This is a genomic window from Vibrio sp. THAF190c, from assembly GCF_009363355.1.
GTDB classification, from domain to species: domain Bacteria; phylum Pseudomonadota; class Gammaproteobacteria; order Enterobacterales; family Vibrionaceae; genus Vibrio; species Vibrio fortis_A.
Genome location: NZ_CP045338.1, coordinates 2270841 through 2287147 on the forward strand (window position 1 = coordinate 2270841; position 16307 = coordinate 2287147).

The following is a 16307-nucleotide window of genomic DNA, read 5'->3' on the forward strand; positions in this document are numbered from 1 at the left end:
ATAAGAACTAAAAAATGAATTTGTACTCTTCAAAGAAAGTCGTCGCGATCGGCGGCGGTCACGGCTTAGGTCGCATGTTAGCGGCACTTAAACAGTTTGGCAGTAATGCGACGGGAATTGTCGCCACTACCGATAATGGCGGCTCAACAGGCCGAATTCGAGATTGCCAAGGTGGTATCGCATGGGGCGATACTCGCAACTGTATCAACCAGTTGATCACAGAGCCTTCTATCAGTTCGATGATGTTTGAGTATCGTTTCCGAGGTCAAGGTGAACTGGATGGCCACAATCTCGGTAACCTAATGCTCACTGCTTTGGATAACCTCTCTGTTAGACCATTAGAAGCAATTAATCTAATCCGCAGTATGCTCAAAGTCGACGTCAACATTGTTCCGATGACGGAACACCCTTCTGACCTAACAGCACTTTCGATGGAAGGTCGCTGGGTTACAGGTGAAACCAATGTCGATGACATGGACGAGCGTCTGCGCCGCCTTGATCTTTCTCCAGAGGTGCCGGCAACCAAAGAAGCGGTACAAGCGATCGCAGAAGCTGATTGTATCGTGTTAGGACCGGGCAGTTTCTTAACCAGCATTATGCCCCCATTGCTATTACCAGAAATTGGTAAGGCGATTGCTGACAATACCAAAGCTAAGGTGATTTTGGTCGAAAACCTTTCGCCTGAGGCAGGCCCAGCAGGAATGATGACACTAAGAGAAAAAATCGAATGGTGTGAACGCGCATGTAAAGCGCGCAAAATCGACGTGATTATTGGCGATACAGCTCACCCGGAACTCGATGGCCTGTGGCATTGCGTTACCACTGAGCTCGCCTCACCTAACCGAGATTGGCGCCACGACAGGGTCAAACTTCAGCAAGCGATTGAAGCTCAATTGGCTTAAACAGTTTACTTATCTAAGTCATACAAAAAAGGAGCATTACGCTCCTTTTTTATTAATTCATCAACTGTTGGTACTCAGTGTACGTTGTGACCAAGAGAACCTTCATATCTTGATAGTCTTCGTCTGTAATAGATTTGGCTTGTTTTACCTTAGCATCCAAACCAATCGCAAAGTTACACAATGAATCTGCCCCAAAGCTTGCTGCGCTACTCTTAAGTGCGTGGCTAATATCAGCCAAATACTTGGCAGAGTCCACCGCATTACTTTGTTCTAAATGCTCGTGATAACCCTTGAGTTCCCCTAAAAATATCTCTAGTAAAACAGGGACATTCTCTTGGCCAATTTCACTAGCAAGTTCATCAACTTTTTCTTGGTTTAGTATTTTCATCGTTATTCTTATGCACTAATTATTCTGAGGATGATTGTTTTGCGTTCCACGCCTGTAATTTGCGATAAATAGTTGATGGGCTAACATCTAAGAAACCAGCGGCTCTCGGAATATTACCATCACACGCTTTAATTGCTTGTTCTATCGCAGTTTTTTCAGTGAGCCACAATGGGAAGATATCTTTAACAGATATATCTTCGCTCTGTTTCTCTTTCAATCGTAGACTGTTTTCCAGCGGTTGGTTGAGTGGTGGTGGCAACATGTTTAAGTTGATCTCTTTGCCGTTATTAAGCACCACAACATTTCGCAAAACATTCTGCAGTTGACGTACATTACCTGGCCACTCATATTGATTAAATCGGTCGATCACTTCTTGAGAGAAACGAACAAACGCTTTGCCCTCTTCCACTGACATATAGCCTAGTAATGAGTATGCAATTTCAATGACGTCTTCACCACGCTCGCGCAATGGCGGAAGGTGCAACGGGATAACGTACAGGCGGTAATATAAATCTTCGCGGAAGCGCCCCTCTTGCACTTCTTTCCATGGGTCACGGTTCGTCGCACAAACAAAGCGCACATCCACACTCTTCATTTTTGAAGAACCTACTTTTTGGAACGTACCCGTTTGGATAAAGCGAAGAAGTTTTGTTTGAAGCTCCAGATCCATTTCACAAAGCTCATCTAGGAACAAAGTTCCTCCATCCGCTAACTCAGCAGCACCTTGTCGATCGGTAGCCGCGCCTGTGAACGCACCTTTAACGTGACCAAACAGCTCACTCTCAATCAAGTCTTTAGGGATAGCGGCACAGTTAATGGCAATAAACGGCTTGTCACCACGTTTACTCGCAGCATGGACCGCTTCGGCACACACCTCTTTACCGGTACCACTTTCACCAGTGATAAAAATACTGGCTTTACTTGAAGCAGCTGAATCGATGGTACGATACACCTGCTGCATGGTTTGGCTACTGCCGATAAAACCTTGATAATTTTGGCTACCCGGGTGCTCAGCGCTATTCTTCAGCTTAGTTGCTTTACGGATTGCGTTGTTTACTGTGATACGAAGACGGTCTGCTTCACATGGCTTAATCAAGAAATCTTGAGATCCGTGACGCATTGCTTCAACTGCAGTATCGATTGAGCCATGTGCGGTCATGAAGATCACCGGGACTTCTGGGAAATTCTGTTTTACAGCAAATAAGACATCCATCCCCGTCATATCAGGAAGACGAAGATCCAAGAGAATGAGGTCTGGGATTCTATGGTTAAGGCTCTCAATAGCCTCTTTACCTGTACCCACGATATTGATATCTATCTCTAACGGGGTCAGGTAAGAACGATACAACGCCGCAACTGATGCTGTATCTTCCACCATTAACAAGTACTTTGACTTGTTATCAAATGTTTTTGATTGCATATCCTAGCCGATATTATTTTGCATTTATTGTAATAATCGCATTCCGCTTTGCATTATGCAAATTACAACACGCTTTTTATGGTTTTACTTTTTACTCAGGCTAAAAATCATACAGTTAAACATCCGGCATGAAGAATGCAGATTACTAATTGACCTACGGGTCACCTAGCCAACTGACGTTGTTAGTGGATGACATTCCCACAAATGTGAGCCAGTAGATCACTTGCTACTGGCTTTTTTTTGCGTCACAAACAAATGATTATTATCGATTAGCTGTTGGTAATGAACTGCTGCCTCATCTGTTCAATCTCATCACGCTTCTGCGCCGCAAGCTCAAACTCTAGGTTTTGGGCGTGCTGATACATTTCTGCTTCTAGCTTGCTAATTGCTTTATCGAGTTCTTGCGGGCTCAATGTAGCGTAGTTAGCTGGCTCTTCAGCTACTTTAGACAGTGGTACTTGTTTAGATTGGCGCTGTTTCTTCGACTTGGTGATATCTCCAAGCTCCATGATATCTTTAACATTGCGCTTCAATGCTTGTGGGGTAATACCTTGCTCTTCATTGTATTGCATCTGTTTGATTCGACGGCGCTCAGTCTCATCGATTGCCTTTTTCATCGACTTGGTGATCGAGTCACCATAAAGAATCGCCTTACCATGTAGGTTACGCGCCGCACGACCAATCGTCTGAATCAAGGAACGCTCAGAGCGCAGGAAACCTTCTTTATCTGCATCGAGGATCGCCACCAGCGAGACCTCAGGCATATCTAAGCCCTCTCGCAGCAAGTTGATACCCACCAAGACATCAAATTCACCCAGCCTCAAATCTCGGATGATCTCAACACGTTCCACCGTATCAATATCTGAGTGTAAGTAACGAACCTTAACATCATGCTCAGTAAGATACTCAGTAAGGTCTTCAGCCATGCGTTTGGTTAATGTTGTTACCAGTACTCGTTCTTCTTTTTGTGAACGGATACGAATCTCAGACAGAAGATCGTCGACTTGAGTTGCAACTGGACGAACTTCAATCTCAGGGTCCAGAAGACCTGTTGGACGAACCACTTGATCAGCAATATCGCCATCAGACTTCTCAAGCTCATAGTTACCCGGTGTCGCCGAGACAAAGATAGTCTGTGGCGCAATCGCCTCAAACTCATCAAACTTCATTGGCCGGTTGTCTAGTGCTGAAGGAAGACGGAAACCAAACTCCACCAGCGTCTCTTTACGCGAGCGGTCACCTTTATACATAGCACCAATTTGCGGCACTGTTACGTGTGACTCATCAATAACCAAAAGCCCATCAGCAGGTAAGTAATCAAATAAAGTCGGTGGCGCTTCACCTTCCGCACGCCCACTTAAATAACGGGAGTAGTTCTCGATGCCGGAACAAAAGCCAAGCTCCGTCATCATCTCAATATCAAACTGTGTACGTTGAGAAATACGCTGCTCTTCCAACAGTTTATTATTATCTTTTAGGTATTGCGCTCGTTCACGCAGTTCTTCTTTGATGTTCTCGATCGCATCTAATATGGTTTCGCGTGGCGTTACATAGTGCGTTTTCGGGTAGACTGTGAAACGTGGTAAGTCGCGCTGCTTCACCACACCAGTAAGTGGGTCGAAGATACTAATGCAGTCAACTTCATCATCAAACATCTCGATTCTAACGGCATCTTGATCAGATTCAGCAGGGAAAATATCGATCACCTCCCCACGCACACGGAACTGGCCGCGTTCAAAGGCAACGTCGTTTCTTGAGTATTGCAGTTCAGCTAAACGACGTAGAATATCTCGTTGGTCAATCACATCACCGCGACAAACATGAAGCATCATTTTGAGGTAAGACTTGGGATCACCCAGACCGTATATCGCAGATACTGACGCTACGATAATGGCATCTTTACGTTCAAGCAGGGCCTTAGTTGCGGAGAGGCGCATTTGTTCGATGTGTGCGTTAACCGACGCGTCTTTCTCAATGAAGGTATCAGTGGTTGGTACGTAAGCTTCCGGCTGGTAGTAGTCATAGTAAGAAACGAAATACTCAACTGCGTTGTTTGGGAAGAAGGCTTTCATCTCACCGTACAATTGAGCCGCTAGGGTTTTATTTGGTGCGAGTAAAATAGCTGGACGCTGTGCTTCGGAAATGACATTAGCTAAGGTAAAGGTCTTACCCGAACCAGTAACCCCCAATAACGTTTGGTGCGCTAGCCCAGAATCTAAACCATCTAACAGCTTTGCAATAGCGGTAGGTTGGTCACCTGAAGGTTTATAGTCAGAAACCAAGTCAAAGAGCTTACTCATAGGTTGTCATTCCCATACTGTTTATTTAATCAGGGTATTGTCTCCTTAGGTTGGCTATAGATGCAACCTTTATCGAGATAATCACCTCATATTATTGTTGTTAAGTTATAGCTTTTATTCAGATTAATTGATATTATGCGTCGCCCCACCCAAGCTTCTCCGCTTAATCTCGAATATTTTCATCCACGACTTTTCCCCAAAATATCTGAAATAACCACGTTTTATGCTGTTCACGCAATAACCACAAAAAGTTATACACGCGCCAACAATCAGAATAAAATCATACTAGCCAATCACTTACGATAAACCACCCTTTTCGAAGAAAACGCCTTATTCGCGTTGTCAAAGTTTCGCCCACACACTTATCCACAATTTTGGTGGATAACTAAAGCAAAGCCAAATTCTACAAGGGATACAGAAAAGTAAAGTAATTTATCTATTTTTTTGTCGCTATTTTCTGTTGACAGAAATCGATGGTGTTATTAATATTCGCGTCGCTAACAAGCAATTCCCCCTTAGTTCAGTTGGTAGAACGGCGGACTGTTAATCCGTATGTCGCAGGTTCGAGTCCCGCAGGGGGAGCCAAATTTAAAGAAGCCGCATCACTCGATGCGGCTTTTTGCGTTATAGAGCGACTGGTTTGTACCAAACCAATGTTTCAGAACTGGCCGTCCGCGTTCGAGACCCGACATGGGAAGTCCAAATTCTAGAGAAAAGCTCAATCGAAAGATTGAGCTTTTTCGTTTTTAACTGCGACTAACTTGTTCCAAGCTAATGTCTCAGCCGAAGCGTCGGACCGTACTCGCCGCCCGCGTTCTAGTCCCGACAGGGGGGCCAAATTTAAAGAAGCCGCATCACTTGAAGCGGCTTTTTGCGTTTTTGTTGACCTGAAATCCTCGCAACTTCGTATCACTCTACTCGTAATATCTGCATTCTTAGTCTTACATTTTGCAACGATCCTTGGGATTGAGAGCGTCTATACTTGCTACAACCAAGTGAATCAAACGATTAGGCGTAGATTTTTTCATCAACTGCCTAAATCCCTAACGATCCTTGGTTGTTATTAGGTGAGCAAAGCAGGATAATATTGGGATCGGAATTTCAAGAATTAATCCATTATGACCGAATACCTTTTGTTGTTGGTTGGCACTGTGCTGGTCAACAACTTTGTGCTAGTTAAATTTTTAGGGCTGTGTCCTTTCATGGGCGTTTCCAAAAAACTGGAGACGGCGATCGGTATGGGCCTTGCCACGACGTTTGTGTTAACACTGGCGTCGGTTTGCTCGTACCTTGTAGAAAACTACATCCTCGCGCCATTGGGCATCGAGTATCTAAGAACCATGAGCTTCATCTTGGTGATTGCTGTTGTGGTTCAGTTTACTGAGATGGTTGTGCACAAAACCAGTCCAACTCTGTACCGACTTCTGGGTATATTCTTGCCATTGATCACAACCAACTGTGCAGTATTAGGTGTGGCACTTCTTAACATCAATGAGAACCACAACTTTATTCAATCGATCGTTTACGGTTTCGGTGCATCGATTGGTTTCTCTTTGGTACTGATCCTATTTGCCGCTATGCGTGAGCGCATTACCGCGGCTGATGTACCAATGCCATTCAAAGGCGCGTCTATTGCGATGATCACTGCTGGGCTGATGTCTCTTGCATTCATGGGCTTTACAGGGTTGGTGAAGTAACCATGAGTACCATTTTAATTGCAATTATTGCCTTAGCTGTATTGGCCGCTGTATTTGGTGCCATTCTTGGTTTTGCATCTATCCGATTTAAAGTTGAGGCTGACCCTATCGTCGATCAAATCGACACTATTCTCCCTCAAACACAATGCGGTCAATGTGGTTACCCTGGCTGTAGACCGTATGCGGAAGCTATTGCCAACGGAGATAACATCAATAAATGTCCTCCTGGCGGTCAGGCAACAATCGAAAAACTTGCCGATTTGATGGGTGTAGAAGTTGAAGATTCAGCACACGATCTCGACAATAAAGTTAAGACCGTTGCCTTCATTCATGAAGATATGTGTATCGGCTGCACTAAGTGTATTCAGGCGTGCCCGGTCGATGCGATCGTTGGCGGGACCAAAGCCCTACACACGGTGATCAAAGATGAATGTACTGGATGTGATCTTTGTGTGGCTCCATGCCCTACAGACTGTATCGAGATGATTCCAGTAGCAACAACAACTGAAAATTGGAAATGGCAGATGAACATGATTCCGGTTACTGATATTACTAACCAAGCTGCAGACGCAGAAAAACAAGCGTAGGGTTAGTATGAACTCATTAATTGAACAAATTCGTACCGGCTCTGTTTGGACATTTCCAGGCGGTGTTCACCCTGCTGAAAACAAAAAGCAATCTAACGGTTTAGCTATCGCTCACGCTGCGATCCCGCAAGAAATTGTCCTGCCTGTAAAACAGCACATTGGTAAAGCGGGCAACCTTCTGGTCGCCATTGGCGATGATGTATTGAAAGGCCAACAGCTGACAGCTCTCGACACAGGTTTCACACTTCCTGTTCATGCTCCAACCTCAGGTACGGTTGTCGCAATCGAGCCAAGAACGACAGCGCACCCTTCTGGCCTATCTGAACTTAGCATTGTGATCAAACCAGATGGCAAAGATCAATGGATCGAGCGCCAAGGTACTGAAGACTACACCGAAAAAACATCAGATGAACTACTTGATATCATTCGTCAGGCTGGTATTTCCGGTATGGGTGGTGCTGGCTTCCCGACTGCGAAAAAACTGCAATCAGGCTTAGGTCGCACAGAGATTTTGATCGTTAACGCAGCCGAATGTGAACCTTATATCACTTCAGACGACAAGTTACTTCAAGAGCACGCAGACGAAGTGCTCAAAGGCATCGAAGTTGTTGAGCACCTGCTGCAACCAAAGCTGACTGTCATTGGTATCGAAGACAACAAGCCCGAGGCGATCAAAGCTCTTGAACAGGCCGCGAAAGAGAAAGATATTGTCATCCGCGTTATCCCTACCAAATACCCTTCGGGTGGTGAAAAACAGCTGATTAAGATCTTGACCAACAAGGAAGTCCCTGCCGGCGGCATTCCAGCCGATATCGGAGTCTTGGTTCAAAACGTTGGATCACTGTACTCAATCAAACGTGCTGTTATTGATGGCGAGCCTGTTGTGAATCGCGTAGTCACACTTACCGGGAAAACCTTTAAGCAACCACGTAACGTTTGGGCTCTACTGGGCACACCAGTAAGCGCATTGCTCGAAGAATTTGGATACAAAGCCGATAAAAAGCTACCGCGACTTATTTTAGGTGGGCCTATGATGGGCTTTACCTTGCCGCATGAAAATGTGCCAATCACTAAGACGTCGAACTGTATTCTAGCGCCGACACGTCGCGAGATTTCTCCAAATAGCTATGAAATGGAGTGTATCCGTTGTAGTCAATGTGCAGAGGCTTGCCCAGCTTCTCTATTACCACAGCAACTGCAATGGCACGCTAAGGCGAATGAGCTCGACAAGTGTGAAGAGCTGAACATTAAAGACTGTATTGAATGTGGAGCTTGTGCGTTTGTCTGCCCGAGTGAGATCCCATTGGTTCAGTATTACCGCCAAGCGAAAGCCGAGATCAAAACTCGCCGCGATGAAGCTGCCGCAGCCGAGAGAGCCAAACAGCGTTTTGAAGAGAAAAACGCTCGTATGGAGCGCGATAAAGCAGAACGCGAAAACCGCTTTAAGAAAGCAGCAGATAACCGTCGTAAAGAGATGAAAACATCTGACGGTGATGATGCCATCGCTGCAGCTATCGCACGAGTAAAAGCACAGAAAGCGGCTGCGGATACAACAAGTAAAGAGCCTGCTGTGAAGCCAGCAGTCGCCGCAGCCATTGCGAAAGCAAAAGCGAAACAAGCTGCGGCTCAACAAAGCAACAGTGCAGAACCAGATAACTCTGAAATGTCCAAACTGCGTGAGGAACGTAAGAAGCTAGCAAGAGAGCGCAAAGCTCAACAAGCTAATGCAGAAAACCAAACTTCAGGCGAAGACAAAAAAGATGCGGTCGCTGCTGCCATTGCACGTGCCAAAGCTAAGAAAGCCCAACAGGCAGAAACAAGCTTAGACGCAAGCAGTGACAACAAGAAAGATGCCGTAGCTGCCGCAATAGCTCGAGCTAAAGCTAAGAAAGCTCAACAATCAGAAACAAACTCTGATGCGAGTTCGGACAGCAAAAAAGACGCTGTAGCTGCAGCTATTGCGCGTGCTAAAGCGAAAAAGGCGCAGCAAGCTCAGCCACAAGCTGAAGAAGTAGATACGGAATCAGCAGACCAAACGGTTGATCCGAAGAAAGCAGCAGTTGCCGCTGCCATTGCGCGCGCCAAAGCGAAAAAGGCACAACAAGCGCAACCACAAGATGAACAAGTAGATACCGAATCAGTAGACCAAGCAGTTGATCCGAAAAAAGCCGCAGTTGCCGCTGCCATTGCGCGCGCTAAAGCGAAAAAGGCACAACAAGCTCAACCACAAACTGAACAAGTAGATACCGAATCAGCAGAACAAACGGTTGATCCTAAGAAAGCTGCGGTTGCTGCTGCCATTGCACGCGCCAAAGCGAAAAAGGCACAGCAAGCTCAGTCACAAGCTGAACAAGTAGATACCGAATCAGCAGACCAAACGGTTGATCCTAAGAAAGCTGCAGTTGCTGCTGCCATTGCTCGTGCCAAAGCCAAAAAGGCACAACAAGCGCAACCACAAGCTGAAGAAGTAGATACCGAATCAGTAGACGAACCTGTTGATCCGAAGAAAGCTGCGGTTGCCGCTGCCATTGCGCGTGCTAAAGCAAAAAAGGCACAACAAGCTCAACCACAGGTGGAAGAAGTAGAAACGGAATCAGCAGACGAAGCGGTTGATCCGAAAAAAGCTGCAGTTGCTGCCGCTATTGCGCGCGCTAAAGCGAAAAAGGCACAGCAAGCTCAACCACAAGTGGAAGAAGTAGAAACGGAATCAGCAAACGAAACGGTTGATCCTAAGAAAGCTGCAGTTGCTGCCGCTATTGCACGCGCTAAAGCGAAAAAGGCACAGCAAGCTCAATCACAAGTGGAAGAAGTAGAAACGGAATCAGCAGACGAAACGGTTGATCCGAAAAAAGCTGCAGTTGCTGCCGCTATTGCACGCGCTAAAGCGAGAAAAGCTCAACAAGAGCAGAATAAAAAGAATATTGAGGAGAAAGAGTAGTGGCCTTTTTTATTGCCAGCTCACCGCACGCGCATAGCCGCAGAAGCACGCCAGATCTAATGAAATGGGTGGCGATTGCGGCATTACCTGGATTATTGGCGCAAACCTACTTCTTTGGTTGGGGCACAATTATCCAACTTGTTTTGGCTATATTGCTTGCAGTTGCTTTTGAAGCTGGTGTTATGTTGCTTCGTAAGCGCCCACCTATCATGGCTCTGCGTGACTACAGTGCAGTCGTGACAGCTTGGTTGCTTAGTGTTGCAATTCCGCCACACTCTCCGTGGTGGTTGATGGTTATCGGCTTATTCTTTGCCATTGTTATTGCTAAGCACCTCTATGGTGGATTAGGACAAAACCCATTTAACCCAGCCATGGTCGCGTACGTGGTATTGCTGATTTCATTCCCAGTACAAATGACCAGCTGGAATGCGCCAATCAGTTTGAGTGCAGAGCCTGCAAGTTTTGTTGATTCGTTCTTGATGATCTTTACTGGCTTCAACAATGAAGGCCTATCATTGCAGCAAGCCCGTATCGGTATCGATGGCACGACAATGGCAACGCCACTGGATGCCTTTAAGACAGCATTAGCTGCAGGTAACACAGCTTCTGAAGCACTTTCACAGCCACAGTTTAGCTGGCTTGCAGGCATCGGTTGGGAGTGGGTAAACATCGCTTACCTTCTGGGCGGTTTAGTACTTATCAAACAGCGGGTGATTCAGTGGTATATCCCTGTTTCTTTCTTAGCAAGTCTGACGCTGTTTAGTCTGGTGTTCAGTGTGCTTACTCCAGGTGAGACAGCATCGCCTATGGTTCACCTACTCTCTGGTGCGACTATGCTAGGCGCATTTTTCATTGCAACAGATCCGGTTTCAGCCTCTACTACGGTTAAAGGTCGACTCGTATTCGGTGCGATGATCGGTGGCTTAGTCTTCATTATTCGTAGCTGGGGTGGTTTCCCTGATGGCGTTGCATTTGCAGTATTGTTAGCAAACATGTGCGTTCCGTTGATCGACTACTACACCAAACCTCGTACATACGGCCATTAAGGAAACGACAGACAATGCTAAATGCGATTAGAAAAAATGGTCTAACCCTTGCGATTTTTGCCTGTGCATCGACTGGTTTAGTGGCTGTGACTCACTACCTGACCAAAGATCAGATCAAGCTACAAGAACAAGCTCAGCTGCTGTCGGTTTTGAATCAAGTGATTCCTCACGAGAAGCACGATAATGAACTTTTTTCATCCTGTACCTTGGTTGAATCTGAAGCACTTGGCAGTAAACAAGCCATGCCAGCGTACATAGCAACCATCAATGGTGAACCGAGCGCAATTGCGATTGAAGCGATTGCACCTGATGGCTATAACGGTGCGATTAAGGTGATCGTTGGTCTTGATATCGATGGTACTGTATTGGGTACTCGTGTGCTTTCACACCAAGAGACACCTGGGCTTGGGGATAAGATCGACCTACGCGTCACAGACTGGATCACTTCATTTACTGGCAAGCAAGTAACCGAAGCGAATCAAGACAAGTGGAAAGTACGTAAAGATGGCGGTGACTTTGACCAATTCACTGGTGCAACCATCACACCAAGAGCTGTTGTCAAAGCGGTCAAAAATGCCGTCGTTTTCGTTAATGAAAACCAACAAACACTGTTATCTCAGCCTAAAAACTGCGGAGGAGCGTAATGAGTGAACATAAAACGCTAATCAAAAATGGTATTTGGGCAAACAACCCTGCCCTTGTACAACTGCTTGGTCTTTGTCCATTACTAGCGGTGTCGTCGACTGTGACTAACGCGCTAGGCTTGGGCATTGCAACACTGTTAGTTCTAGTTGGCTCGAATGTTTGCGTATCTCTGGTTCGTAACCATGTTCCAAAAGAGGTGCGTATTCCCGTATTTGTAATGATCATCGCGTCGTTAGTAACTTGCGTTCAACTATTGATGAATGCTTACGCTTACGGCCTATACCTGTCTCTAGGTATCTTTATTCCGCTTATCGTAACCAACTGTATTATTATTGGTCGCGCAGAGGCATTCGCTTCTAAAAACACCGTACTACCGGCAGCACAAGACGGCTTCTGGATGGGCATGGGTATGACAGCTGTATTAGTTGTACTGGGCGCGATGCGTGAAATCATTGGTAATGGCACTCTATTTGATGGTGCGGATCTTCTGCTGGGTGATTGGGCATCAGCGCTAAGAATCGAAATATTCCAGTTCGATAACAGCTTCTTGCTTGCTCTACTACCACCAGGTGCATTCATTGGGGTAGGTTTCTTGATTGCATTGAAAAACCTCATCGACCATCAAGCGAAAGCAAGACAGCCAAAACAAGAAAAACCAACCATCGAACGTGCTCGTGTTACTAACGCGTAGTTCAAACTATTCAAAGGGGCTAATTTAGCCCCTTTTGCAAATATAAATAGAGACACTCATAAGAGTGCAAAAATGAGCAAGCTTGACGCTTAAGCGACTCCAAGCTTTAAAACTGGAAAGTAATGTCACTATGAATAATGTCAAACGCGTTCAGATCTTAGAGCGTTTAAGGGAGAACAACCCGAATCCTCAAACCGAACTTAACTGGAGTTCGCCGTTTGAGCTGTTAATCGCTGTTTTACTATCAGCCCAAGCGACTGATGTCAGTGTGAATAAGGCAACCGACAAGCTTTATCCTGTCGCCAACACACCTCAAGCTATCTACGACCTAGGTGTCGAGGGACTAAAAGAGTACATCAAGACGATCGGCCTATTTAACTCTAAAGCCGAGAACACCATCAAGACCTGTCGTATGTTGCTCGACCTGCACAACGGCGAAGTTCCTGAAGACCGTGCCGCTCTTGAAGCCTTACCTGGCGTTGGCCGAAAAACAGCAAATGTGGTGCTCAACACTGCATTTGGCTGGCCAACCATTGCCGTCGATACTCACATTTATCGCGTATCGAATCGCAGTAAGTTCGCAATGGGTAAAACTGTTGATGACGTTGAGCAAAAACTGCTTAAAGTCGTACCAAAAGAGTTTAAGCTAGATGTACACCACTGGCTGATTCTGCACGGCCGCTATACTTGTGTAGCGCGCAAGCCACGCTGTGGTAGCTGCATCATTGAAGACTTATGCGAATTCAAAGAGAAGACCGAAGTCTAACCAATTATCGGTTTTCTATAAAAACATCTAAGCTAGGAGCAAAACACTATGTCAAATGGCCGTATTTTACACACCATGCTGCGCGTTGGTGATCTTGACCGTTCAATCGAGTTCTACACAAACGTTATGGGTATGAATGTACTTCGTCGTAACGAAAACAAAGAGTACGAATACACATTAGTATTCGTGGGCTATGGCGACGAGTCACAGGGCTCTGTAATCGAGCTGACTTACAACTGGGGGACGTCTGAGTACGACCTTGGTAACGCATTTGGTCACGTAGCGATTGGCGTTGACGACATCTACAGCACTTGTGACGCTATCAAAGCGGCAGGCGGCAAAGTTACTCGTGAACCAGGCCCTGTGAAAGGCGGTTCAACTCACATTGCATTCGTTAAAGACCCTGACGGCTACATGATTGAGCTGATTCAAAACAAACAAGCGAGTGCAGGTCTAGACGGTTAATTCCTTATCTAAACGTCATTGAATAGCGACATTCTGTAAGACATAAAGCGAGCATGAAGCTCGCTTTTTATTTGCCTCTATTTTGTAGCAGCGCGTCTCAGAAAACACTATATCTTGCCGAATTCTCAATCATTAGACTTTACATGATAATGATTATCGTTTAGATTGATGCCAGTTTTAATTAGGGAGCTATCATCATGATAAACGAATGGGAAAAACACACATTACTTGCCGATACTGCACTGCAACTCGACGATCCTATTCGAAGCATCCTTCATTATCAGCAAGCTCTGACTCTCAGTGAAAAAATCACTGAACGCACTGATATTGAAGCTGACGAGCGACTATTAATTTCAGTTATCTCTTGCCACAACTTAGCGCAATTTTGGCGTTGGGCGGGCGATACTGATTATGAATTGAAGTATCTTCAACTGGCTTCTGAAAAAGTGTTAACCCTTATTCCTCAGTGCCCTAACACGCAATGCTCAAGCTTCATCGATTCTATTGGCTGCTGCAAAAAGGCATTGATTGACTTCATGAAACGTCACCCGAACCCACAGATAGCGTCCATGGTTGAAAAGATCGATACCGCAACCAATTGTGAAATCATTGCTAAGTTCCGTCTGAATTAGTTCCTGCCCGGAAACAAAAAATGCCAGTCTCAACAGACTGGCATTTTTTATCGGTTGACTTATTAAGGCGGCAAGAACCGTAAAATCTAGACCTGAGTTCGTCCAAGCGAAATCACCACGCGTCGGTTCTTATCTTTGCCAATTGGAGACGCATTATCAGCAATTGGGCGGCGCTTACCATAACCCTGCACCTGAATTCGCTCTTCGGAGAGACCAAGCGATTTAAAGTACTCACGTAAAGACTCTGCTCGACGCTCCGATAAGTTTTGGCTAACACCTTTGCTGTCCGCCGAATCGGTATAGGTCGCCACCAGCACAAGGTCAATATCTTGGTTATAACGAATGTATTCGGCAATCTGACTCAAGCGCTTTTGCGATGCCTTACTCAACTGGTCACTATTTCGATCGTAGTGCAGAATCGTAAATGAGATATCTTCAAAGCTGTAAGGCAGTAGATTCGAAATACAGTCACTGAACACATTATATTTCTGTTGGAACAATACCGAAGAGAGTGCCACTTCAATTCGTTGGTCTCGGCTTTGCCACTCTTGGTAGCTAAACGTTGGGTAACGCCCTTTCTCTAACTCGCTCAAGATACCCCAAGCAGTTTGACCACCAACATAGCCGTCAAATTGTTGGAAAAACTTAATCGTTGTCATTCGATCAGCACTCTCACCTGGACGCCACGGAGGCGGCATAGAGATCAAACTGACATTACGTGTTGCCCCCATTGGACGACGCATTTTAAGTTCAAAGTCTAATATGATCTTTTTGCTGGCACGGGATGAAAACTCCGCATCACCAAAATTTGGAATTGGGTGAACCAATCGACATTCCAATGGGGTATTTGCCACCATTTCCCAAGTCGACTGTTGAGGAGATGCCCCATATCGCTTCTCTTGCGCAAGCGCCGTCGACGACATCAGTAACGAAAACAGAATTGAACCTGTAATTAGTCGTTTATTCATAAGGGGGAGTATCTCTTAAGCAATTCGTTTAACAATGCAGCCAATTGCCGCATATTCTCTCTCAACAGATTAATGCAAATATCGCGCCGAGTGTAGGTAGCTAATTTATGAATTAATCACTTTCTGGAGTTTTTATCACTGCTATTATCTGCAATAATGCAGCCTCAATCACACTTATTTGGGCTAACATGACTGTAGAAAACGAAGCTCTGACCCTAAAAAAACGTTTCCGCGGCTATTTTCCAGTAGTCATTGACGTGGAAACCGCAGGGTTCAACGCGAAAACCGATGCATTATTAGAAATCTGTGCCATTACCCTAAAAATGGATGAAAACGGAGATCTCCATCCAGCATCGACGCTTCATTTTCATATCGAGCCCTTTGAAGGTGCCAACATCGAGCAAGAAGCCTTAGATTTCAATGGCATCAAAGACCCTTTCAGTCCATTACGTGGTGCGATCTCTGAGCAAGAAGCCCTCAAAGAGATCTACAAACTTGTGAGAAAAGAACAAAAAGCTTCCAACTGCAGCCGTGCCATTATGGTGGCACACAACGCAACATTCGACTTAAACTTCGTCAATGCTGCTAGTGAGCGTTGTAAGCTTAAACGCGTCCCTTTCCATCCTTTTGCAACTTTTGACACTGCTGCCTTAAGTGGACTTGCCTACGGCCAAACCGTTCTGGCTAAAGCTTGCCGTACTGCAGGGATGGAATTCGACAACAAAGAAGCACACTCTGCTTTGTATGATACCCAGAAAACAGCTGAACTGTTTTGCGGTATCGTCAACAAATGGAAAGCGCTTGGCGGCTGGCCACTTGTTGAACCAGAATAAAAATAAAATCGACACACGTCTTTTCGTAA

The 16307-nt window shown here is 45.5% G+C and carries 15 protein-coding genes and 1 tRNA gene; 12 read left to right on the plus strand and 4 right to left on the minus strand.

The features are described 5' to 3' along the window. Nucleotides 1-14: 14 nt before the first annotated feature. Nucleotides 15-902, plus strand: a complete 888-nt coding sequence (locus FIV04_RS10065) for a YvcK family protein (RefSeq protein WP_152469049.1) — start codon at nucleotides 15-17, stop codon at nucleotides 900-902. 52 nt (nucleotides 903-954) lie between these two features. Here the strand turns inward: FIV04_RS10065 and luxU are convergent, their stop codons facing one another. The 3 genes from luxU to uvrB all read right to left on the minus strand — a co-directional run bounded on the left by luxU (nucleotide 955) and on the right by uvrB (nucleotide 5010). Further along, entirely contained in the window at nucleotides 955-1290 is a 336-nt protein-coding gene (gene luxU, locus FIV04_RS10070; RefSeq protein ID WP_032552000.1) for a quorum-sensing phosphorelay protein LuxU, read from the minus strand. Between the two features lie 19 nt (nucleotides 1291-1309). Further along, on the minus strand, nucleotides 1310-2710 hold the full coding sequence (gene luxO, locus FIV04_RS10075; protein ID WP_032551999.1) for a quorum-sensing sigma-54 dependent transcriptional regulator LuxO: 1401 nt from the start codon (nucleotides 2708-2710) through the stop codon (nucleotides 1310-1312). 269 nt (nucleotides 2711-2979) lie between these two features. Next, nucleotides 2980-5010 carry an excinuclease ABC subunit UvrB gene (gene uvrB, locus FIV04_RS10080; RefSeq protein WP_152469050.1) on the minus strand — a complete coding sequence of 677 codons (2031 nt, stop codon included), beginning with the start codon at nucleotides 5008-5010 and terminating at the stop codon, nucleotides 2980-2982. A gap of 509 nt (nucleotides 5011-5519) precedes the next feature. Here uvrB and FIV04_RS10085 point away from each other — a divergent pair. The 10 genes from FIV04_RS10085 to FIV04_RS10130 all read left to right on the plus strand — a co-directional run bounded on the left by FIV04_RS10085 (nucleotide 5520) and on the right by FIV04_RS10130 (nucleotide 14477). Further along, nucleotides 5520-5595 (plus strand) — tRNA-Asn (locus tag FIV04_RS10085). A 533-nt stretch (nucleotides 5596-6128) separates the two neighbouring features. Then, entirely contained in the window at nucleotides 6129-6707 is a 579-nt protein-coding gene (rsxA, locus tag FIV04_RS10090; RefSeq protein WP_152469051.1) for an electron transport complex subunit RsxA, read from the plus strand. A gap of 2 nt (nucleotides 6708-6709) precedes the next feature. After that, a complete protein-coding gene (rsxB, locus tag FIV04_RS10095; protein ID WP_152469052.1) occupies nucleotides 6710-7294 on the plus strand; it encodes an electron transport complex subunit RsxB in 585 nt (194 codons plus the stop codon). A gap of 7 nt (nucleotides 7295-7301) precedes the next feature. Then, a complete protein-coding gene (gene rsxC, locus FIV04_RS10100; protein ID WP_152469053.1) occupies nucleotides 7302-10232 on the plus strand; it encodes an electron transport complex subunit RsxC in 2931 nt (976 codons plus the stop codon). After that, the gene (rsxD, locus tag FIV04_RS10105) at nucleotides 10232-11278 is read left to right on the plus strand and encodes an electron transport complex subunit RsxD (RefSeq protein WP_150869002.1); all 1047 of its coding nucleotides are present in this window, start codon (nucleotides 10232-10234) and stop codon (nucleotides 11276-11278) included. The genes rsxC and rsxD overlap by 1 nt, the downstream gene beginning before the upstream one ends. 14 nt (nucleotides 11279-11292) lie before the next feature. After that, nucleotides 11293-11922, plus strand: a complete 630-nt coding sequence (gene rsxG / locus FIV04_RS10110; protein WP_150869003.1) for an electron transport complex subunit RsxG — start codon at nucleotides 11293-11295, stop codon at nucleotides 11920-11922. Then, on the plus strand, nucleotides 11922-12614 hold the full coding sequence (locus tag FIV04_RS10115; RefSeq protein WP_152469054.1) for an electron transport complex subunit E: 693 nt from the start codon (nucleotides 11922-11924) through the stop codon (nucleotides 12612-12614). The genes rsxG and FIV04_RS10115 overlap by 1 nt, the downstream gene beginning before the upstream one ends. A 130-nt stretch (nucleotides 12615-12744) precedes the next feature. Then, nucleotides 12745-13380 (plus strand): endonuclease III, encoded by a 636-nt coding sequence (nth, locus tag FIV04_RS10120; protein ID WP_032551991.1) that lies wholly within the window; start codon nucleotides 12745-12747, stop codon nucleotides 13378-13380. Between the two features lie 48 nt (nucleotides 13381-13428). Further along, nucleotides 13429-13845 (plus strand): lactoylglutathione lyase, encoded by a 417-nt coding sequence (gene gloA / locus FIV04_RS10125; RefSeq protein WP_152469055.1) that lies wholly within the window; start codon nucleotides 13429-13431, stop codon nucleotides 13843-13845. A 197-nt stretch (nucleotides 13846-14042) separates the two neighbouring features. Further along, entirely contained in the window at nucleotides 14043-14477 is a 435-nt protein-coding gene (locus tag FIV04_RS10130) for a DUF2753 domain-containing protein (protein ID WP_150893929.1), read from the plus strand. An 86-nt stretch (nucleotides 14478-14563) separates the two neighbouring features. Here the strand turns inward: FIV04_RS10130 and FIV04_RS10135 are convergent, their stop codons facing one another. Then, nucleotides 14564-15445, minus strand: a complete 882-nt coding sequence (locus FIV04_RS10135; RefSeq protein WP_032551988.1) for an OmpA family protein — start codon at nucleotides 15443-15445, stop codon at nucleotides 14564-14566. Between the two features lie 188 nt (nucleotides 15446-15633). Here FIV04_RS10135 and rnt point away from each other — a divergent pair, with 188 nt between their 5' ends. Further along, nucleotides 15634-16278, plus strand: a complete 645-nt coding sequence (gene rnt, locus FIV04_RS10140; protein ID WP_152469056.1) for a ribonuclease T — start codon at nucleotides 15634-15636, stop codon at nucleotides 16276-16278. The last annotated feature ends 29 nt before the right edge of the window (nucleotides 16279-16307 follow it).

Bases quoted from the DNA above. Each gene is read 5' to 3' on its own strand.
- FIV04_RS10065 (WP_152469049.1), top strand. From the start codon at position 15: ATGAATTTGTACTCTTCAAAGAAAGTCGTCGCGATCGGCGGCGGTCAC.
- luxU (WP_032552000.1), bottom strand. From the start codon at position 1,290: ATGAAAATACTAAACCAAGAAAAAGTTGATGAACTTGCTAGTGAAATT.
- luxO (WP_032551999.1), bottom strand. From the start codon at position 2,710: ATGCAATCAAAAACATTTGATAACAAGTCAAAGTACTTGTTAATGGTG.
- uvrB (WP_152469050.1), bottom strand. From the start codon at position 5,010: ATGAGTAAGCTCTTTGACTTGGTTTCTGACTATAAACCTTCAGGTGAC.
- rsxA (WP_152469051.1), top strand. From the start codon at position 6,129: ATGACCGAATACCTTTTGTTGTTGGTTGGCACTGTGCTGGTCAACAAC.
- rsxB (WP_152469052.1), top strand. From the start codon at position 6,710: ATGAGTACCATTTTAATTGCAATTATTGCCTTAGCTGTATTGGCCGCT.
- rsxC (WP_152469053.1), top strand. From the start codon at position 7,302: ATGAACTCATTAATTGAACAAATTCGTACCGGCTCTGTTTGGACATTT.
- rsxG (WP_150869003.1), top strand. From the start codon at position 11,293: ATGCTAAATGCGATTAGAAAAAATGGTCTAACCCTTGCGATTTTTGCC.
- FIV04_RS10115 (WP_152469054.1), top strand. From the start codon at position 11,922: ATGAGTGAACATAAAACGCTAATCAAAAATGGTATTTGGGCAAACAAC.
- nth (WP_032551991.1), top strand. From the start codon at position 12,745: ATGAATAATGTCAAACGCGTTCAGATCTTAGAGCGTTTAAGGGAGAAC.
- gloA (WP_152469055.1), top strand. From the start codon at position 13,429: ATGTCAAATGGCCGTATTTTACACACCATGCTGCGCGTTGGTGATCTT.
- FIV04_RS10130 (WP_150893929.1), top strand. From the start codon at position 14,043: ATGATAAACGAATGGGAAAAACACACATTACTTGCCGATACTGCACTG.
- FIV04_RS10135 (WP_032551988.1), bottom strand. From the start codon at position 15,445: ATGAATAAACGACTAATTACAGGTTCAATTCTGTTTTCGTTACTGATG.
- rnt (WP_152469056.1), top strand. From the start codon at position 15,634: ATGACTGTAGAAAACGAAGCTCTGACCCTAAAAAAACGTTTCCGCGGC.